Source organism: Glutamicibacter sp. MNS18 (genome assembly GCF_026107515.2).
GTDB lineage: Bacteria > Actinomycetota > Actinomycetes > Actinomycetales > Micrococcaceae > Glutamicibacter.
This window is the reverse complement of record NZ_JAPCHW010000015.1, coordinates 81592-100047: the sequence shown is the minus strand read 5'-3', so window position 1 is coordinate 100047 and position 18456 is coordinate 81592. Positions and strand designations below refer to the sequence as shown.

The following is an 18456-nucleotide window of genomic DNA, read 5'->3' as shown; positions in this document are numbered from 1 at the left end:
ACTTGCGGGACAGGCAGTCCGAAATGAAAATGAAGGAGTCGACCATGACAGGCACAACGAATGTCCGTCCCGAAATTCTGCGCATCGAAACCGCCGACAATCAGCAACCCATGCCGGTACCGGTGGCGGATTGGGTGACGATCGAGCAACTGCAGCGCGATAGCAACGCGGTTTATACCCGGTTGCTTCGAGAATCTCCGGTGGCGTGGGTGCCGGTCATGGGCAGGATAATGATCAGCCCGGCTGCGGCCTGTATTGCGGCGGAACAGAATCCCGAGGTGTTTTCCTCCGAGGTGGGTGGGGCACACATGGTGCGGGCGCTCGGTCAACGGCCGATGATCAGGAAAGACGGACAAGCCCACGCGCAGGAGCGCAAGGTGATCAACCCTGCGCTGCGTCCCAAGAGCATGTTGGAGCACTGGGGCGAGGTTTTCCGGAAAAACGCCAAGACCACCCTGACGGAGCTACGCGCCGTCGGGCCCGTTGCAGCAGATCTGAATACACACTTCGCGGCGCCGGTTGCTGCGCGAAACCTGGCGGCACTGGTCGGGCTACCACATGTGCCGTGGCAGGATATTGCCCGTTGGTCCGCCGATTTCATCGCAGGGTCAGGCAATGTCACCGAGGATCCCGATATCTGGGCGCGATGTGAAAAATCGAAGACGGAAGCCAATGATGCCCTGGACGAGGCTTTCGTAAGTCTGCGGAAGACACCAGATCTCTCGATCACCTCGCTCATGCTGCAATCCGGCATGAGCGAGCAAAGCGTCAAGGCCAATGCGCTGCTGGCGATTTCCGGCGGTATCAACGAACCGCAACATGTGGCAACCGGCAGCGTCTACTATCTGGATCGGTACCCGGAGATCCGTGCTGGGATCAACCGGGACCCTGGCTTGTGGGATGCGTTGTTCGAGGAGACCGTCCGCCTCCTGACCCCGATCGCCATGCTCACCAGGCAGACCACCGCCGACTCGGTGGTCTGCGGGTATCATATCCCCGCCGGGAGCCAGATCGGATTGGTGCTGGCTGCAGCCAACCGTGACCCCGATTTCGTGCAGGACCCCGAGCAATTCCGGTTGGACCGCCCGGTGCGCCGTCATATCGGTTTCGGCAATGGTCCACATATGTGTGCCGGAAAATGGGCAGCCCAGACGGGCATCGGACGGATTGCAGTACCCATGCTCTTTGAAGAGCTGACAGGGTTCCGAGTGGACCATAGCAGGTCGACCTCATGGGGCGGTTTCATCTTCCGCGGTCTCACCAACTTGCCGGTGACCTGGGATGGTCAGTAGGCGGAGAACTCTCCGCCAGTGGGAAAGCAACGCCCTTGGCGCGGGCCGGTGGCTCTTGGGATCTAGGCTATGCGCTTATCCACCCGTGGTGGATTGGCTGCTGGCTGATAGCCGGTCCACCAGCTCCAGCCCGCGCCTGGCCCATGCGATTTCCGTCTCTGCCTTGGCGATCAGGCCCTCGTAGGTGAATTCCTTGAACGCAATGGTCGCCTCATGTTTTTCCGGTTCCGTGTTCTGCAACCGCCGGTGCAGCATGGTGCTGGTACCGGTTCGGATCGCGTCGGCTGTCGCGACCCATTGGAGCCGAAGTGTTTCGTGGTAGGTGATGTGCGCGCGAAAGTGCTCCCTGGCCGCTTCCGGTGTGGCCCATTCGAGGTAGGCGGCTTTCAGGTGTGCCGGATCGCGGGTGCGTGCGTAGTCCATGGGTGCGGTCATCCAGGCCTGGAAGTCCGCCAGGCCGGTATCGGTGATGTGATACTGGCGCTTTTTTCCGCGTGGTCCCCAGGGGACTTCCTCGCCTTCGACCAGTCCGGCGGCCTCCATGCGTTTGAGTTCCGGATAGATCTGCGAATCCGGGGCATGCCAGACATGGCCGACCGATGACTCGAACTGTTTATGCAAGTCATAGCCGGTCATCGGCTCCACCGTCAGCAAGGCAAGCAGGGCGTATCGCAGGCTCACGAAAAGTCCTTTCCGGAATTGTGTTGCAAACCACTATCTACATAGCTATTCTAGTTCCAGGCAAACTAACTATGAGCATAGTTAGTTTGGGTTTGCGATTTCCCTTTACTTTCCCCATCTTCATTTCGGGGTGACCCGATACTCCCGTGGAGACATCGAGAGGACCACCATGACCACCACCGCTAGTTCGAGTACCACTACCGCCAAGATCCTGGGCCACCCGTTGAACGCCTGGTATGTCGCCGCCTGGGACCACGAGGTCACCCGCACCCCGATGTCCCGTCGTATCGCGAATCGTCCGGTGGCGTTGTACCGCACCGAGGAGGGCAAGGCGGTGGCCCTGGCCGATTCCTGTTGGCACCGTCTGGCTCCGCTGTCGCTGGGCAAGACGGTGGGCAAGGACGGTATCCAGTGCCCGTACCACGGCATCGTCTACAACTCCGCCGGGCGTTGTGTGAGCATGCCGGCCCAGGAAACCATCAACCCCAGTGCCACGGTGCCTTCCTTTCCGGTGATCGAGCGTTACCGTTTCATCTGGATCTGGATGGGGGATCCCACCCAGGCCGACCCGGCGCTGGTACCGGATATGGGGCAGATGGATTCGGATGAGTGGGCCGGTGACGGGCAGACGATCCACGCCGAGTGCAACTACCAGCTGATCCTGGATAACCTGATGGACCTGACCCATGAGGAGTTCGTGCACTCTTCCTCGATCGGACAGGAGGAGTTGAGCGAGTCGGAGTTCATCACCACCCGTGAGGGCAACCGGGTGACCGTCACCCGGTGGATGCTGGATATCGATGCCCCGCCGTTCTGGCGCAAGAACATGCGTGACAAGTTCCCCGGGTTCGAGGGCAAGGTCGACCGCTGGCAGATCATCCACTTCGAGGCGCCATCCACGATCCGCATCGACGTGGGCGTGGCCAAGGCCGGCACCGGGGCCCCGGAAGGGGACCGCAGCCAGGGGGTGAACGGGTACGTCATGAACACCATCACCCCGGAAACCGACCGGTCCTCCCACTACTTCTGGGCCTTCATGCGCAACTACCGGTTGGAAAGCCAGTTGATCACCACGCAGCTGCGCGACGGTGTCCATGGGGTTTTCGGTGAGGACGAACGCATGCTCAAGGCCCAGCAGGAGGCCATTGACGCCAACCCCGATTACGAGTTCTACAACCTGAATATCGATTCCGGGGGGATGTGGGTGCGCCGCATCCTCGAGTCCATGCTGGAAGCCGAAGACCGCCTGCACACCTCCGCCTAGCCGAGGGTGCCGGACACGAAAGACTGAGCGATTCTCATGGCAGCAACAAATATTGAAGTATGGCAAGACGCCACGGTGGTGCGCACCGTGGTGGTGGCCAAGGACATTGTGCGGATCGAGTTGGAACCCGAGCTTCCCGCGCGGGCCGAGCCCGGCTCGCATATCGATCTGCTGGTCACCATGGCCGGGCAGCAGGCCAAACGCAGCTACTCGGTAGTGGAAAGCAGCCAGGACGGCTCCCGGCTGGTGATCAGTGTGCTCAGGGCACCGTTGTCTCGTGGCGGGTCGATCTTCATGCACGGGCTTGAGGCCGGCCGGCGGTTGCGGATCACCCAGCCGTTGCAGAATTTCCCCCTGCGCGTCGGGGCCGGGAAGTATATCCTGCTCGCCGGCGGGGTCGGGATCACCGCGATCCTGAATATGGCGGCGGTCCTCAAGCGGCTCAAGGCGGATTACGTTGTGGTGTACGCCGGGCGTAGCCGCTCGGCCATGGCCTATCTGGAGCTGCTCCAGCGGGAGCATGGCCAGCGGCTGGAAGTCCATGTGGATGACGAGGGTACCTCGTTGAAGGTTCCCGAGTTGCTGGCGCGGGCCGACGAGCACACGGAACTGTATATGTGCGGTCCCATCAGGCTGATGGACGCGGTGCGTAGGGAATGGATTGAGCGTGAGCTGGAGTTCTCCTCCCTGCGGTATGAGACCTTCGGTAACAGTGGTTGGTATGACCCGGAGGAATTCATCGTGAGGGTGCCGAAGCTGGATCTGGAAGTGACCGTGCCGCCGGGGCGATCGATGCTCGAGGCCCTGGAAGACGCCGGGGCCGAGATGATGTTCGACTGCCGTAAGGGGGAGTGCGGGCTGTGCGAGGTGCGTATCACCGAACTCAGTGGCCGTATCGACCACCGTGACGTGTTCTATTCCGAACGCCAGAAACGCCAGTCCACCAAGATGAACTGCTGCGTCTCCCGGGCGGTGACGTCCCCGACCGGTGCCCGTGCAGATGCCCGGGCCGGCGCCGGACCGGCGGTTGTGGTCATCGAACCGAACTGACGCGACGAGTCGTACTGACCCCTGAATGGTCAGGCTGGTCCTCTGGAGAACTCGTTGGGTTCTGCGGAGGGCCGGTTTCGCCGTGGGCCCGCAAGGCTCAGCTCTCCGCGGTGTAGCCCAGGGCGCGGGAGATGCCGCGGGCCGCGGTACGCAGCGCCATTGCGGCCGCCGGCAACGTGGATGAGCCCCGGGGCACCACAACCGAAAGAACTGCCGCCGCATACCCCTGCCCGTCCAGGATCGGGGCGGCAGCTCCGGTGGTTTCCGGATCGATGAAGCCATCGAAGGTGGCATAGCCGCGACGGCGGATCTCGGCCAGTTCATGACGCAGCTGTGGATGGTACTGCTTCATGATCTGCGCGTGGCGCGAAAGGTAGTCCTCCAGTGTGGGCGTCGGGGAAAAGGCCAGCAGGGCCATGCCCATCGAGGTGCGGTGTACCGGCATGCGTCCAGCCACGGAGGCCTGGTTGACTACGGAGCCGGGACGGGAGAGGCGCTCGATGACCAGCACCTCGTCCTGGTGCAGTAGCGACAGCTGGGTATTCTGTCCCAGCAACTGGTTGATATCCTCCATGAACGGCAGTGCTGCGCTGCGCAGATCCTGGGTCGCAGCGCTGCGATTGGCCAGTTCCCACAAGCGCAGGCCCAGGGAGACCTTGCCTTCCCCGTCACGGGCCAGCAATCCGTGCTCCACCATTTCCTCCATCAGCCGGTACATGGTGGCCCGTGGTATCTGTGCGCGCCGGGCCAGCGCGGCCACGGACATGCTGGGAGTCTTGGAATCAAAGGAATCAAGTATCCGCACCAGGCGGTCGAGCATTGAATCCCCACTGGGCGAGTTGGCCATGGAACCACTGTAATCCACCGAATCCGAGGGGTGGCCCATGGGCAGCTGTCCGCCGATTTCACTACCCCACCCCTTGAATCGAATACCGGTTCACTGATAAAGTTCAGTTAACGAACTTAAGTTCACGATGCGAACATTTCGCGGTGAGGGAGTACAACATGAATCAGGCCTATCTCTACGATGCAATCCGTACCCCGTTCGGCAAACTGGGCGGCGCCCTGTCCGGACATCGCCCGGACGACCTGGCGGCACATGTCGTTCGTGAGATCGTGGCCCGTGCCCCGCAGCTGGATCCGGAAACCATCGACGAATCCGTCTTCGGCAACGCCAATGGCGCCGGTGAGGAAAACCGCAACGTGGCACGCATGGCGACCCTGCTGGCCGGCCTGCCGACCTCCCTGCCCGGTACCACCATGAACCGCCTGTGCGGTTCCTCGCTCGACGCCTCGATCGCCGCCGCGCGCCAGGTTGCCACCGGGGATGCCGACCTGGTTCTGGTCGGCGGTGTCGAGTCGATGAGCCGCGCCCCATGGGTGCTGCCAAAGACCGAACGTCCCTTTCCGATGAACAACCTGGAACTGGCCAACACCACCCTGGGCTGGCGACTGGTCAACCCCGCCATGCCCAAGGAATGGACCGTGTCGCTGGGTGAAGCCACCGAACAGTTGCGCGAAAAATACCAGATCAACCGGGAAGACCAGGATAGGTTCGCGGCTGCCTCGCACCAACTGGCTGCGGCCGCCTGGGATGCCGGCAAGTACGGGAATCTGGTGGTGTCGGTGCCGCCGGCCTCCAAGCGCGGTACCGAGCTGACCCGTGATGAAACCGTCCGCCCGGACTCCACCCCCGAAACCCTGGGTGGCTTGCGCACCGTCTTCCGCCCTGCCGAAACCGGCACCGTGACCGCCGGGAACGCCTCGCCCATGAACGACGGGGCGTCGGCGGCCTTCATCGGCTCGGAACGCGGTGGACAATTGCTGGGCAAGGACCCGATCGCCCGTATCGTTTCCAACGGTGCCTTTGCCCTGGACCCGCAGTACTTCGGATTCGCCCCGGTGGATGCGGCCAACAAGGCCCTGGCCAAGGCCGGATTGACCTGGAGCGACATCGCTGCAGTGGAACTGAACGAGGCGTTCGCCGCCCAGTCGCTGGCCTGTGTGCGCGCCTGGGACATCGATGAGGCCATCGTCAACGCCTGGGGCGGGGCCATCGCCATTGGCCATCCGCTGGGCGCATCGGGCCTGCGCATCCTGGGCACCCTGGCCCGCCGTCTGCAGGAGTCCGGCGAGCGCTACGGTGTGGCCGCGATCTGCATCGGTGTCGGGCAGGGGCTGGCCGTGGTGATCGAGAACGTCAACGCCACCGCCTAGGGCAAGGCACAGCCGGCCGGGGGTTCAAATCGCCCGGTTCAAGGGAACTTTTGGAAAATAGAGAGGTATAGGGATGGCACCACGTATTGCCGCCTCGGCGGCTGAGGCCGTCGCGGAGATCAGGAACGGTTCGACCATATTGATTGGCGGGTTCGGCAACGCCGGACAACCGATGGAACTGATTGACGCGCTGATGGATTGCGGCGCCACGGATCTGACCGTAGTGAACAACAACGCCGGGCAGGCCGATGCCGGGCTGGCGCTGCTGATCAAGGAACGCCGGGTCAGGAAGATCATCTGCTCCTTCCCCCGCCAGTCCGACTCCTGGCACTTCGATACGGCCTACCGGGCCGGGGAAATCGAGCTGGAGCTGGTTCCGCAAGGCAATCTGGCCGAGCGCATCCGTGCCGCCGGGGCCGGGATCGGCGGATTCTTTACCCCCACCGGTTATGGCACGCTGTTGGCCGAAGGCAAGGAAACCCGGGTCATTGACGGCAAGGGCTATGTGCTGGAGACCCCGATCCATGCCGACTTCGCGCTGATCAAGGCGCTGCACGCGGACACCCTGGGCAACCTGGTCTACCGCAAGACCGCACGGAACTTCGGCCCGATCATGGCCACCGCCGCGAAGCAGGCCATTGTCCAGGTGGATGAGGTCGTGCCGGCAGGCAGCATCGATCCGGAGGTCGTGGTGACCCCGGGCATCTACGTGGATACCGTTGTGGCCCTGGGAGGGAAGAAGTAATGAGCACCTTTAGCACTACCGAAGCAAAGCTGACCCGTGACGAGATGGCGCAGCAGGTGGCTGCCGACATTCCTGCCGGGGCGTTCGTGAACCTGGGCATCGGCCAGCCGACCAATGTCTCGAACTTCCTGACCGAGGAGCAGGGGGTTACCCTGCATACCGAGAACGGCATGTTGGGCATGGGGCCGGTGGCCACCGGCGAGGATATCGACGAGGACCTGATCAATGCCGGGAAGATCCCGGTGACCGAGCTTGCCGGGGCCTCCTTCTTCCACCATGCCGATTCGTTCGCGATGATGCGCGGCGGACACCTGGATGTGTGTGTCCTTGGCGCCTTCCAGGTCTCGAAGGACGGGGACCTGGCGAACTGGCATACCGGCGCCGAGGGCGCGATCCCGGCCGTGGGTGGTGCCATGGACCTGGCCATCGGGGCCAAGCAGACCTGGGTCATGATGAGCCTGTTCACCAAGACCGGCGAGTCCAAGCTGGTCGAGGCCCTGAGCTACCCGGTGACCGGTCTGGGTTGCGTATCGCGGATCTACACCGAGGTGGCGATCTTTGAACTGGCCGGTGGCCAGGTTACCGTGCGCTCCACCCACGGGATCAGCTTCGAGGAACTTGCCGAGCGTCTGCCGGTGGGCCTGGTCAAGGCCGCCTAGCTTCGGGACCTGAGGCGGCTGCCCGTGGAGGCCCGCCTGCGACCGAGAGCCAGTTGCCCGCGCCCGCCAGGGAGCGGGCAACTGCCATATGCGCACAGGGCAGGCTAGTCGCCGTCCTGCCTGTTGCGGGCCAGGATCGTGCGGGCGTGGCGTAGCAGCGGCTTGTCGACCATCTGCCCTTCGAAGGTAAACACACCCGACGCGTTCTCGGCGGCCGCCAGCAGCCTGGCGGCCCGCTTGACCTGTTCGGTGTCCGGGGTGAATGCCTGGCGGATGACGGGCATCTGCCCGGGGTGGATCGAGGCCTTGGCCCCGAAGCCGGAAGCCGCCGCATCCCGGGCCTCCTCCAGCAACCCCGCATGGTCCGGGATATCCAGGTAGACCGAGTCGACGGCCACCTTGCGGTGGGCCCCGGCGGCCAGCAGCAGCCGGGAGCGGGCGTGGCAGGCGATATCCCGGTAACCGCCCGCAGTGGTGCGCGAGGAGGAGCCGCCCAACGAAGCGACCAGGTCCTCGGCACCCCACATCAGCGCCACGGTGTTCTCACACGCGGCGATCTGCGGGGCATTGAGCACCCCTAGGGCCGTTTCGCACAGGGCCACCACCTCGTATCCGATCAGGGCGGCGAGGTCCTCGGGGGTCTGGGCCTTGGCGAGCATGAGGGTGCGGTATCCGGTCTGTTCCACCGCCGCCAGGTCGGCGGCGAAGTGCGTGCTGCCCACCGGGTTGACACGAACGATGGTGCGCCGCGGATCCAGCCGGGATTCGACCAGCGCCTGGCGGGCGGCTGGCTTGTTCTCCTCGGCTACCGCATCCTCCAGATCGATGATCACCGCATCGGCGCGCTCCAGGGCCTTGGCATAGCGGTCGGGCCGGTCGGCCGGGCAGAACAGGATGGCCGGGCCCATCTCGAAGCTGGCCACCGCTACTGCCTCCCGGTGGTGTCCAGCGACGCCCGGTGGGCATCCCTGGTCCACATCAGGCAGCTGCGGGTGGCGGTGGCCACGATGACGCCGTCCTGGTTGCGCCCGGTGTGTTTCATGGTGACGATGCCCTGTCCCGGACGGGATTTCGAGTTCCGGATGGCGGTGACCTCCGTTTCGGTGTAGAGCGTATCGCCGTGGAACACCGGGTGCGGGAATTTCACGTCGTCCAGTCCCAGCTGCCCGATAATGGTCCCCTCGGTCATTTGCGGCACCGACTGGCCGATCATGGTTCCCAGGGTGAACAGGGAATTGACCAGCCGCTGCCCGAAGGGCTGGGTGGCGCTCCAGGCCGCATCCAGATGCAATCCCTGGTTGTTCATGGTCAGGGTGGTGAACAGGACATTGTCCGCTTCGGTGATGGTCCGTCCGGGGCGGTGCGCGTAGACCACGCCTTCGCGCAATTCGTCCAGGTAATAGCCGCGCTGGGTGATGCGTTCGGTCTCCGGGGTACTCATCTGTTCTGCGTCCCTTCTGTTGCCGGGGTGCCCGGTTCCACGGCTCCAGGCTGGGAGATATGTACCGTGGCGATCAGCTGGTTGGCCTTGACCAGATCCCCGGCCTTCAGCTGGGCCATACCGACCACACCGTCGCCGGGGGAGAGCATCTGGTGCTCCATCTTCATGGCCTCGATGGTGGCCAGTAGTTGCCCGGCCACGACCTGCTCTCCGTCGCCGACCTGCACATTGACGACGGTTCCGGGCATCGGGGAGCGCACTTCCGGGGACAGGGCCCCGGGGCCGCGGTCCAGCGCGGCCAGTTCGCCGGCGAGCACCTCGGCCCGGTCCAAGGGGCGGATTGCGGTGCTCCACCCGTTGTGCCCCACCCAGAGGGTGCCGTCCTTCGCTCGGGCAGCGGAGACCCGGCGCGCCAGACCGTTCACGGCATAGCGGCCGGGGCCAGCAGGTTCCACCAGGAAATTGCTGCCATCGATGGTGACCGCCGAGGCGTGCCCGGTGCGGCGCCATGACAGCGAACGGTGCTGTCGGTCGACCTCGAAGTGGCAGGTGGTGTCCGCCGGGGCGCCCAAACGCCAGCCATCGCGCACATGCCATGGGCCGCCGGTGGTATCCCCGGTGTCTCGGGAAAGGTGCGCGGCCAGCGCCAGTTCGGCATCGGACGGTGTACGGAACTTCGGCATCACCCGGGAGATGAGGTTGGTATCCAGCCGGCCGGCAGTCACCTGGTCGTCGTTGACCAGCAGCCGCAGGTACTCGATATTGGTCTCCACCCCCAGGACCACCGTGTGGGACAGGGCCGCATCCAGGTTGGCCAGGCACTGCACCCTCTCTGCAGCCCAGACGATGAGCTTGGACAGCATCGGATCGTAGAAGGCCGGGACCTCCAGCCCCTGCCGTAGCGAGGAATCGACGCGCACATGCTCGCCGGAGGCCTCTCGGACCGCGAGGATGGTGCCGGTCGAGGGCATGAAGTCGTGGGCCGGGTCCTCGGCGTAGATGCGGGCCTCGATCGCATGACCGTGCAACCGGACCTGCTCCTGGGTGAAGTCCAATTCCGCTCCGGCGGCGATGCGTACCTGCCACTCGACAAGGTCGATGCGGTGGCCTTTGACACGCACCACCTCCTCGGTCACCGGATGCTCGACCTGCAGCCGGGTGTTCATCTCCATGAAGAAGAATTCGCCGGGCGCATCGTCGCTGATCAGGAACTCCACGGTTCCGGCGCCCACGTAATCCACCGATTGCGCCGCGGCGACGGCCGCGGCCCCGAGCTCGGCGCGGATGCGCTCGCCGTCGGGATGGTTTTCCAACAAGGGTGAGGGGGCTTCCTCGATGACCTTCTGGTGCCGGCGTTGCAGCGAGCACTCGCGCTCGCCCAGATGGACGGTATTGCCATGCCGGTCGGCCAGCACCTGCACCTCGATATGCCGCGGGTTGCGGACCAGGCGTTCGAGGAAGAGCGTGTCGTCGCCGAAGGCGTTGGCCGCGGTGCGGCGGGCACTGGCCAGCGCCCCGGGCAGCTCGCTGGCGGATTCGACCGTGAACATGCCTTTCCCGCCGCCCCCGGCCGAGGGCTTGATCAGCAGCGGATAGCCCACCGGGTCCGCGGCGGCCATGAGCTGCGCGTCGGCCAGCCCGGGTTCGGCGATGCCGGGGACGACCGGGACGCCGTGGGATTGCACATGGTTCTTGGAGCGGATCTTGTCGCCCATGAGATTGATCGAGTCGGCATCAGGGCCGATGAAGGTGATGCCGGCTTCCTGCAGGGCGCGGGCGAAGTCCGCGTTCTCGGATAGGAAACCGTAGCCCGGGTGTACCGCCTGGGCGCCAGTGCGGCGGCAGGCCGCAAGGATCGCGGGGATGCTCAGGTAGCTTTCGGTGGCTGTCCCCGGCCCGATACGCACCGCCAGGTCCGCCTCGGTGACATGAAGGGCCCCGGCATCGGGATCCGAGTACACGGCCACCGAGCGGATCCCCAGGGCCTTGAGGGTGCGGATGACACGCACGGCGATTTCCCCGCGGTTGGCCACGAGCACCGTGTCGAAAAGTCTGGCGGTCATGAGGATCCTTGTCTGGAATGGGGGGAAGAGCTGGATTCGGGCGGGATTCGGCTACATGCGGAAGACACCGAACCCGGTCTCGGGCAACGGCTGGCGACAGGCGACCTCCAGGGCCAGGCCCAACACCCGGCGGGTATCCACCGGGTCGATGACCCCGTCGTCCCAGAGCCGGGCGGTGGAGTAATAGGGGTTGCCCTGGGCCTCGTACTGGTCCCTGATGGGGGCCTTGAAGGCCTCCTCCGCGTCGGGGCTCCAGCTGCCGCCCGCGGCTTCGATCGCATCGCGTTTCACGGTGGCCAACACCCCGGAAGCTTGGTTGCCTCCCATCACCGAGATCCGGGCCGCAGGCCACATCCAGAGGAAGCGCGGCGAGTAGGCGCGGCCGCACATGGAGTAGTTGCCGGCGCCGAATGACCCGCCGATGACCACCGTGAACTTCGGGACCCGGGCGGTGGCCACCGCGGTAACCATCTTGGCCCCGTGTTTGGCGATGCCATCGGCCTCGTAGTCGCGGCCCACCATGAACCCGGCCAGGTTCTGCAGGAAGACCAGCGGGATGCCGCGCTGGTCGCACAGCTGAATGAAGTGGGCGCCCTTGAGCGCGGATTCGGAGAACAGCACCCCGTTGTTCGCGATGATGCCGACCCTATGGCCGTGGATCCGCGCGAAACCGGTCACCAGTGTGGTGCCGTAGTTGGCTTTGAACTCATGGAATTCGCTGCCGTCCACCACGCGGGAGATGACCTCGTGCACATCGTAGGGTGCGTTCACATCGGTGGGTACCGCACCGTAGAGTTCTGCCGGGTCCGCCAACGGCTCGGTGACCTGTGCGGCGATGTCCCAGGCCGGAGCCGGGGCCTGCGGCAGGGTGGCAATGATATCCCGCACGATCTGCAGGGCATGGGCGTCGTTCTCGGCCAGGTGGTCCACCACACCGGAGGTCTTGGCGTGCAGTTCACCGCCGCCGAGCTCCTCGGCCGTGACGATCTCGCCGATGGCCGCCTTCACCAGCGGGGGACCACCCAGGAAGATGGTTCCCTGGCCACGCACGATCACCGTCTCGTCGCTCATTGCCGGGACATAGGCGCCACCGGCCGTACAGGAGCCGAGCACCGCCGCGATCTGCGGGATCTTGGCGGCCGAGAGATTCGCCTGGTTGTAGAAGATCCGCCCGAAATGCTCGCGGTCGGGGAAGACCTCATCCTGCATGGGCAGGAAGGCGCCGCCCGAGTCCACCAGGTACACGCAGGGCAACCCGTTTTCCCCGGCGATCTGCTGGGCGCGCAGGTGCTTCTTCACCGTCATCGGGAAATAGGTGCCGCCCTTGACCGTGGCGTCGTTGCAGATGATGAGCACATGCCGTCCGTGGACCAGGCCGATGCCGGCGATCAGACCGGCCCCGGGGCTGTCCCCACCGTACATATCCTCCGCGGCCAGCGGCGCGATCTCCAGGAACGGGGATCCCTCGTCGAGCAGCCTGTTGACCCGGTCGCGCGGCAGCAGCTTGCCGCGATCCAGGTGGCGCTGACGCGAGGTTTCCGGGCCGCCCAGCGCGGCACGTGCCAGGCGGCCGCGCAGCTCGTCAACCAGGCCGGTTTGCCGCTGCGCATTCTGCACGAAGGCCGGATCGGTGGGGTCGATGCTGCTGCTCAGGGTTTCCACGGGGCCTCTTTCGTCACGGGAATCGGGGATCGGGGCTGGACAAGTGCTAGGAGGCGGAAGCCCGTACCGTCGCGGGGTCGGGTTCGCTGGCGAGCCGGCGCGGGGGGATGACGAAGTCCACGCCCTCGAGCACCGAGGAATCCGCGGCGAGGATCCTGAACGCCATGTTCACGAAGTACTGTTGCACCTGATCAAGCGCCAGCCGCCCGTCTGGACGGTACCAGTGGGCGACACCGGTGCCCATTTCCATGATGGCCAGCCGGGCCATGGTCAGGTCCTCGGTGGTGAAGTCGCCGACGCGCGCCCCGCGTTCCAGGACCCGGGCGAACATCGACTCGTACTCGTCACGCAGCCCCTGCATCGCCGGGCCGTTGGTTTCCGACAGGGCGCGCATCTCGTATTCGACGACCCGTGAGGTGAGCTGGTTGGTACCGGTGAAGCCCACATGCGCGGAGATGAGGCCAGCCAGCTGGATGGCCGGTTCGGCGCTGGCGCGCAGGGCCGCGGCCCCGGAACGGATCATCTCGTTGAGGCAGTCGCGCATCACACTGACCAGCAGGTCTTCCTTGCTGCCCACGTAATGGTAGATCGTCGCGGAGTTGATGCCAGCCGCCGAGCCGAGCTCGCGGATTCCGGTCGCAGCGAATCCCTGTTTGGCAAAGAGCGATACCGCCGCTTGTTGGACCTGGCCGAGATTCATGGGGACTCCCCGTTCCTGGTGGTGCGGACCATGGATCCCAATCGATCGATAGGGATTGTATGGCCAGTAAATCCTGGTATCGCGCTAGTTGTCAATCATTTGATTGGGAATTTGTTGGGCATGCTGCAAGCCATGGAACCGCGGCCGGGGATTCAACGAGGTATCCGATGGGGTGGTGCACTGGCACCCGCACCTAGGTCCCGGCGTAGGGATACGGGAAACACAGGTCACGGTGGAACAAGTCATCGGGCAAAGCCCAGTAGATTAGTAGGGGCGCCCATGCCGGAAGGACACCGTCGCGGTCGCCCCATGATCCACCACAAGCAACATCGGCTGAACAACGAAAGCGGCAGGAACAGCGTGAGCAACGAAACCACCAGCACCCCGGGCACCTCGGTGCAGTCACTGGCCCGCGGGCTGGGAGTGATCCGCAGTTTCGATGCGGACCACCCGCAGATGACCCTTTCCGAGGTGGCCACCCGGACCGGCCTGTCCCGGGCCACGGCCCGGCGATTCCTGCTGACCCTGGTGGAGCTGGGGTACGTGCGCTTTGACGGGAAGTACTTCGAGCTGACCAGCCAGGTGCTGCAGCTGGGCTACGCCTACCTCTCCAGTGCCACGTTGCCGCAGCTGATCGAACCGGTGCTCGAGGAGCTGTCGGCCGTGGTGGGCGAGTCCGCGTCGGCCTCGGTACTGGACGGCAACGACATCATGTATGTGGCCCGTGTGCACACCCGGGCGATCATGCAGGTGGGAATCTCGGTGGGAACCCGATTCCCGGCGGTGAGCACCTCCATGGGGCGCGTGCTGCTGGCCTACCAGGACCAGCAGGTCATCGATCGGGTGATTGCCGAAGGCAACCGCGCGCTGACACCGTACACGCTGACCGACAAGGATATCCTGCGATCCGAGCTGGAACAGGTGCGCGAGCAGGGGTTTGCCATCGTTGACCAGGAACTGTCGGTGGGGTTGCGTGCGGTGGCGGTCCCGGTCTTCGGGCCCGGCGGGAAGATCGCCGCGGCGATGAACGTGTCCATGGGCGTGGGGCCGGGTAGCCCGGTGGATGCGAATGAGGCGGCGCAGGCGGTACTTCCCCGGCTGCGGCGGGCCGCTACCCAGGTGGAGGAAGCCCTGGCCGCCAGGCGGTAGCGACCGGGTGAGCCGGTGGGATGTGTTCGGCAGCACCCCCGCGGAATCATGACTTCATCCTTGTAGCCGGTGACCTGCATGATGCGTTTGAATGAGGCCATACGGCAATGCAAGGGGAGCGTATGGGGATGAATGATTGGCTGTGCAGGATCGAGTTCAAGGCCCGCGGCTGGTGGAATTCGGCTACCGGCCAGGGGGAACGGAGCCTGCTGGGGCGCGTGCTGCCGTGGCATCTGTGCGTGGTGGCGACAACCTTCTGGGTTGGTGAGATCCACGATCCGCAGGCTGCAGACGGGTCGCAGATGATCAGTGCCTACGATGGCTGGTGGTTCGAACGATACGGCGGCTGTGACGGAACCGAAATCGACGGTGTCTGCCAGACCGAGATGCGCGAGGCAGTCAACAACTATTTCCCGAACCACATGACCCCCCAACAGAACCCCTTCTACCTGGACCTGCCGTTCAATGACGTGACCAATGAGAAGGCGTTCGCGCAGCGGCACCTGATTCCGTGGGCCAACGACTTCGGGTATGCCGGAAACCTGGAGAACAAGAATTTTTCCTACATGAAGAACCGTTGGGTCGAGCTGCAATTTCGGGGAAAGACGTGCTTCGCCCAGATCTCCGATGCCGGCCCGGCCGTGTACGACGATTTCGAGTATGTCTTCGGGCAGAACAACGAGCGCCCGAAAAGCACCGAGTTCAACGGTGCCGGTATGGATGTTTCCCCGGCGGTCGTCGGATGCCTCGGCTTTGAGGCGCTGAACGGAACCCAGGCCGGGGTCTCGTGGCGGTTCGTAGACGACGTCGATGTCCCGGACGGGCCGTGGAAGATCGTGGTGACCGAAAGCGGCTACGACTGGAGCAGCGGCGGGCCGCAGGCGAACCAGTAAGCCGATCGTCCGGTGCGCACGTTGATTTCCGGGCTGCGGGCGGTACCCTGCCGCCACGTGGAACTGAGGTCGAAAAGGCAATGGTAGCTGCGGCCAGCTGGTGCACGCTAGTGCCGAGGGCCGTGCCCGCCGCCTGTAATGCGCTGTTCGAGCAGGTGTTCCAGCAACGGGTCCAGAACCGCCAGGCCGTCGCGCACCCCTCCGGTGGACCCGGGAAGGTTCACGATCAGGCAGGAGCCGGCGAAACCGGCAACCCCGCGGGTCAGGACCGACAGCGGGGTCATCGCCTCGCCGCGGCGGCGAATGGCCTCAATGATCCCCGGCAGCTGCACCTGCAGCAGCGGGGCCGTCTGCTCGGGGGTGAGGTCGGTGGGGGAGACCCCGGTGCCGCCGGTGGTCAGGATGAGCCGGGGCTCGCCCGCCAGCAGCTCCCGCAGCCCGGCGCCGACTTCCGGCCCGTCGGCGGTAAGGCGAAGATTCACGGCGAAGCCGCGCTGCTGCAGCCACTGGCTGATCACCGGCCCCGTGCGATCCGGGTTCGTCCCGGCGGCCGCGCTGGTCGAGGCGACCAGCACCCCGGCGCGGCGCAAGGCGGTGGTTGGATCAGTCACGGGTCCAGTCCCCGGATTTGCCGCCGGACTTGGCCAGTACCCGGATCCCGGTGACCTCGGCGTGCTTGTCCACGGCCTTGACCATGTCATAGAGGGTCAGCGCGGCGACGCTGGCGGCGGTCAGCGCCTCCATTTCCACCCCGGTCACCCCCTTGGTGGTCACCTGTGCGCTCACGCGCACCGCCGACTGCTCGGCCGCGAAGTCCACAGACACCTTCGAGATCGGCAACGGGTGGCACAACGGCACCAGCTCCCAGGTGCGTTTGGCCGCCATGATCCCGGCAACGCGCGCGGTGCCCAGCGCCTCGCCCTTGGGCAGGTTGCCGCTCATCAGCATCTGCACCACGTCCGGCCGGGTCACGAACAGTGCCTCCGCGGTAGCCACCCGCTTGGTGACCTGCTTGTCGCTGACATCGACCATGGCCGCGCTGCCATCGGCGCGCAGGTGGGTCAGCTGCTGCTGGCCGGACGGGGCCGGATGATCTGCGTGTGGGGTGTTTGGGTCAGTCATGGAATCTCCAAGTGTCTACCTTGGTGCCGGCCGGAAGGTGGGCGACACCGACGGGAATGTGCACGAGCACATCGGCCCGAGCCAGGTCGTGAATCAGGTGGGAGCCGGGATCCAGCACGGTGACCTGCCCGTCGTGGAGCAGTCCGCGGCGGACCTGGTGCTTGGCAGCCGGGGAATGCACCTCGTCGGCCAGCGCGTACTGTTCGGGGACGGGTTCGGCCAGTCCGGCCATGCGGCGCAGGGAGGGCACCAGGAACAGCTCCAGGGAGAGCAGCGCGCTGACCGGGTTGCCCGGGAAGCAGAGTACCGGGGTGCCCTCAAGCAGCGCGAAGCCTTGTGGGCCTCCGGGTTGCAGGGCCACATGGTGAAAGCTGCCACCGGACGGTGCCAGCGCCTCGCGCACCACCTCGTAGGCCCCGGCGCTGATGCCGCCCACCGTGAGGATGAGGTCCACCTCCCGAGCCTGACTGGCCAGTTCGCGGGCCAGCGCCGGCGCGTCATCGGGCAGCCGCAGAACCTCCACCGCGGCGCCGTAGCCGCGCAGCACCGCGGTGAGCATCGGTGAATTTGAGTCGGGGATCCGCCCGGACTCGGCCGTCCCGCCCATCAGTTCATTGCCGGTGGTGCACACCAGCGCCCGCAGCCGTGCGCGCACCGGAACCTCGCTCACGCCGCTGGCCGCCAGCGCCCCGATCAGGGTGGGCGTCAGCCGGGTGCCGGCCCCGGCGACCACGGCACCGGCCTGCAGATCCTGACCCACCGGGCGGATGAAGCGTCCGGTTTCCGAGGGGGCGGTGAAGGTCGCCGCGCCACTGGGCTCGCCCTCGCCCTCGCGCACCAGCGGCCCGAAGGCACCCTGCATGGTGGCCTCCACCGGGATGACGGTGTCCGCCCCGTGCGGGACCACGGCCCCGGTCATCACCGGGGACACCGTCCCGGGCAGCAACTGGATTTGCCGGTCTCCGGCGGCCGCGGCCAAGCCCAGCGGCAGCTGCACCGGGTGCTCGGGGCTCGCAGCGGCCAGCTCCGCGCTGCGGGCGGCGAACCCATCCATCTGCGAATTTGTGAACGCGGGGATGGGCAGGCGCGCGGCGATCTCCGCCGCGGTGACGCGCCCGGGCAGTTCGGCGCTGTCAACGGGGAGTGTCTGGGTGCCCAGCCGGGCGATCACCGGGTCCAGCAGCGCCGTGATTTCCGCGCGGTGGGTTTCCAGGGTGCAGGTCATGGGCTATCCGCCGGCGAAGGGAGGCAGCACGTCCACGGTTAGTTCGCCCTCCGGCCCCAGCTCACCGTCGTCGCGCCGGACCACGCCGTTGATCAGGAAGCTGCCCGAACGCAATACCTGGGCCATGGCCGGTCCGTGGGCGTCGGCCAGCTCGGTGCGCAACTGGGCCAGGGACTCGGCGCGGGGCCAGGATTCCTGCTCGGTGCCCGCCGCGGCCGCCGCGGCGGCGAAGTAGCGTATCGTGATCTGTGACATGTCTTCTATGCTATCGCGCCCGGGCGAGAAGGATTTTC

The 18456-nt window shown here is 65.5% G+C and carries 19 protein-coding genes; 8 read left to right on the top strand and 11 right to left on the bottom strand.

All coding sequences use genetic code 11. From position 1 onward, the window contains the following. Window positions 1-23 precede the first annotated feature (23 nt). Complete coding sequence (locus OK351_RS15675; protein WP_265160854.1) at window positions 24-1292, top strand: cytochrome P450; 1269 nt, start codon at window positions 24-26, stop codon at window positions 1290-1292. Window positions 1293-1367: 75 nt separating this feature from the next. Here the strand turns inward: OK351_RS15675 and OK351_RS15670 are convergent, their stop codons facing one another. Then, window positions 1368-1973: a PadR family transcriptional regulator gene (locus OK351_RS15670; RefSeq protein ID WP_265160852.1), complete on the bottom strand. Its 606-nt coding sequence runs from the start codon at window positions 1971-1973 to the stop codon at window positions 1368-1370. A gap of 169 nt (window positions 1974-2142) precedes the next feature. Here OK351_RS15670 and OK351_RS15665 point away from each other — a divergent pair, with 169 nt between their 5' ends. Together OK351_RS15665 and OK351_RS15660 are read left to right on the top strand one after the other, a co-directional pair. Next, window positions 2143-3237: an aromatic ring-hydroxylating dioxygenase subunit alpha gene (locus OK351_RS15665; protein WP_265160849.1), complete on the top strand. Its 1095-nt coding sequence runs from the start codon at window positions 2143-2145 to the stop codon at window positions 3235-3237. A 36-nt stretch (window positions 3238-3273) separates the two neighbouring features. Then, window positions 3274-4287 (top strand): PDR/VanB family oxidoreductase, encoded by a 1014-nt coding sequence (locus OK351_RS15660; RefSeq protein ID WP_265160847.1) that lies wholly within the window; start codon window positions 3274-3276, stop codon window positions 4285-4287. A 97-nt stretch (window positions 4288-4384) separates the two neighbouring features. Here the strand turns inward: OK351_RS15660 and OK351_RS15655 are convergent, their stop codons facing one another. After that, window positions 4385-5134 carry an IclR family transcriptional regulator gene (locus tag OK351_RS15655; protein ID WP_265160844.1) on the bottom strand — a complete coding sequence of 250 codons (750 nt, stop codon included), beginning with the start codon at window positions 5132-5134 and terminating at the stop codon, window positions 4385-4387. Window positions 5135-5292: 158 nt separating this feature from the next. On the opposite strand from OK351_RS15655, the gene OK351_RS15650 reads away from it, so the two are divergent. The 3 genes from OK351_RS15650 to OK351_RS15640 all read left to right on the top strand — a co-directional run bounded on the left by OK351_RS15650 (window position 5293) and on the right by OK351_RS15640 (window position 7908). Beyond that, complete coding sequence (locus tag OK351_RS15650) at window positions 5293-6504, top strand: thiolase family protein (RefSeq protein ID WP_265160841.1); 1212 nt, start codon at window positions 5293-5295, stop codon at window positions 6502-6504. 73 nt (window positions 6505-6577) lie between these two features. Further along, entirely contained in the window at window positions 6578-7249 is a 672-nt protein-coding gene (locus OK351_RS15645; protein WP_265160839.1) for a 3-oxoacid CoA-transferase subunit A, read from the top strand. Then, window positions 7249-7908: a 3-oxoacid CoA-transferase subunit B gene (locus tag OK351_RS15640; protein ID WP_265160834.1), complete on the top strand. Its 660-nt coding sequence runs from the start codon at window positions 7249-7251 to the stop codon at window positions 7906-7908. The genes OK351_RS15645 and OK351_RS15640 overlap by 1 nt, the downstream gene beginning before the upstream one ends. A 104-nt stretch (window positions 7909-8012) precedes the next feature. On the opposite strand, the gene OK351_RS15635 is transcribed toward OK351_RS15640, so the two are convergent. Genes OK351_RS15635 through OK351_RS15615 form a run of 5 tightly spaced genes read right to left on the bottom strand, consistent with a single transcriptional unit; the run spans window position 8013 to window position 13774 of the window. After that, window positions 8013-8816 (bottom strand): HpcH/HpaI aldolase/citrate lyase family protein, encoded by an 804-nt coding sequence (locus tag OK351_RS15635; protein ID WP_265160902.1) that lies wholly within the window; start codon window positions 8814-8816, stop codon window positions 8013-8015. 17 nt (window positions 8817-8833) lie between these two features. Continuing rightward, entirely contained in the window at window positions 8834-9349 is a 516-nt protein-coding gene (locus OK351_RS15630; protein ID WP_265160832.1) for a MaoC family dehydratase, read from the bottom strand. Continuing rightward, window positions 9346-11412, bottom strand: a complete 2067-nt coding sequence (locus OK351_RS15625; RefSeq protein ID WP_265160830.1) for an acetyl/propionyl/methylcrotonyl-CoA carboxylase subunit alpha — start codon at window positions 11410-11412, stop codon at window positions 9346-9348. Before OK351_RS15625 ends, OK351_RS15630 begins: the two co-directional genes overlap by 4 nt. 51 nt (window positions 11413-11463) lie before the next feature. Beyond that, on the bottom strand, window positions 11464-13074 hold the full coding sequence (locus OK351_RS15620; RefSeq protein WP_265160828.1) for a carboxyl transferase domain-containing protein: 1611 nt from the start codon (window positions 13072-13074) through the stop codon (window positions 11464-11466). Between the two features lie 46 nt (window positions 13075-13120). Beyond that, window positions 13121-13774, bottom strand: a complete 654-nt coding sequence (locus OK351_RS15615) for a TetR/AcrR family transcriptional regulator (RefSeq protein ID WP_265160826.1) — start codon at window positions 13772-13774, stop codon at window positions 13121-13123. Window positions 13775-14134: 360 nt separating this feature from the next. On the opposite strand from OK351_RS15615, the gene OK351_RS15610 reads away from it, so the two are divergent. After that, window positions 14135-14923, top strand: a complete 789-nt coding sequence (locus OK351_RS15610; RefSeq protein WP_265160824.1) for an IclR family transcriptional regulator domain-containing protein — start codon at window positions 14135-14137, stop codon at window positions 14921-14923. Between the two features lie 128 nt (window positions 14924-15051). Further along, the gene (locus OK351_RS15605) at window positions 15052-15816 is read left to right on the top strand and encodes a hypothetical protein (RefSeq protein WP_265160822.1); all 765 of its coding nucleotides are present in this window, start codon (window positions 15052-15054) and stop codon (window positions 15814-15816) included. A gap of 107 nt (window positions 15817-15923) precedes the next feature. Here OK351_RS15605 and OK351_RS15600 read toward each other — a convergent pair whose 3' ends face one another. Genes OK351_RS15600 through OK351_RS15585 form a run of 4 tightly spaced genes read right to left on the bottom strand, consistent with a single transcriptional unit; the run spans window position 15924 to window position 18418 of the window. After that, on the bottom strand, window positions 15924-16427 hold the full coding sequence (locus tag OK351_RS15600; RefSeq protein ID WP_265160819.1) for a molybdopterin-binding protein: 504 nt from the start codon (window positions 16425-16427) through the stop codon (window positions 15924-15926). Continuing rightward, window positions 16420-16938, bottom strand: coding sequence for a cyclic pyranopterin monophosphate synthase MoaC (moaC, locus tag OK351_RS15595; protein WP_265160817.1), 519 nt, complete (start codon window positions 16936-16938; stop codon window positions 16420-16422). Before moaC ends, OK351_RS15600 begins: the two co-directional genes overlap by 8 nt. After that, window positions 16931-18163 (bottom strand): molybdopterin molybdotransferase MoeA, encoded by a 1233-nt coding sequence (gene glp, locus OK351_RS15590; RefSeq protein ID WP_265160815.1) that lies wholly within the window; start codon window positions 18161-18163, stop codon window positions 16931-16933. The genes moaC and glp overlap by 8 nt, the downstream gene beginning before the upstream one ends. 3 nt (window positions 18164-18166) lie before the next feature. Further along, window positions 18167-18418, bottom strand: a complete 252-nt coding sequence (locus OK351_RS15585; RefSeq protein WP_265160813.1) for a MoaD/ThiS family protein — start codon at window positions 18416-18418, stop codon at window positions 18167-18169. Window positions 18419-18456 lie beyond the last annotated feature (38 nt).

Bases quoted from the DNA above. Each gene is read 5' to 3' on its own strand.
- OK351_RS15675 (WP_265160854.1), top strand. From the start codon at position 24: ATGAAAATGAAGGAGTCGACCATGACAGGCACAACGAATGTCCGTCCC.
- OK351_RS15665 (WP_265160849.1), top strand. From the start codon at position 2,143: ATGACCACCACCGCTAGTTCGAGTACCACTACCGCCAAGATCCTGGGC.
- OK351_RS15660 (WP_265160847.1), top strand. From the start codon at position 3,274: ATGGCAGCAACAAATATTGAAGTATGGCAAGACGCCACGGTGGTGCGC.
- OK351_RS15655 (WP_265160844.1), bottom strand. From the start codon at position 5,134: ATGGCCAACTCGCCCAGTGGGGATTCAATGCTCGACCGCCTGGTGCGG.
- OK351_RS15650 (WP_265160841.1), top strand. From the start codon at position 5,293: ATGAATCAGGCCTATCTCTACGATGCAATCCGTACCCCGTTCGGCAAA.
- OK351_RS15645 (WP_265160839.1), top strand. From the start codon at position 6,578: ATGGCACCACGTATTGCCGCCTCGGCGGCTGAGGCCGTCGCGGAGATC.
- OK351_RS15640 (WP_265160834.1), top strand. From the start codon at position 7,249: ATGAGCACCTTTAGCACTACCGAAGCAAAGCTGACCCGTGACGAGATG.
- OK351_RS15635 (WP_265160902.1), bottom strand. From the start codon at position 8,816: ATGGGCCCGGCCATCCTGTTCTGCCCGGCCGACCGGCCCGACCGCTAT.
- OK351_RS15630 (WP_265160832.1), bottom strand. From the start codon at position 9,349: ATGAGTACCCCGGAGACCGAACGCATCACCCAGCGCGGCTATTACCTG.
- OK351_RS15625 (WP_265160830.1), bottom strand. From the start codon at position 11,412: ATGACCGCCAGACTTTTCGACACGGTGCTCGTGGCCAACCGCGGGGAA.
- OK351_RS15615 (WP_265160826.1), bottom strand. From the start codon at position 13,774: ATGAATCTCGGCCAGGTCCAACAAGCGGCGGTATCGCTCTTTGCCAAA.
- OK351_RS15605 (WP_265160822.1), top strand. From the start codon at position 15,052: ATGAATGATTGGCTGTGCAGGATCGAGTTCAAGGCCCGCGGCTGGTGG.
- moaC (WP_265160817.1), bottom strand. From the start codon at position 16,938: ATGACTGACCCAAACACCCCACACGCAGATCATCCGGCCCCGTCCGGC.
- glp (WP_265160815.1), bottom strand. From the start codon at position 18,163: ATGACCTGCACCCTGGAAACCCACCGCGCGGAAATCACGGCGCTGCTG.
- OK351_RS15585 (WP_265160813.1), bottom strand. From the start codon at position 18,418: ATGTCACAGATCACGATACGCTACTTCGCCGCCGCGGCGGCCGCGGCG.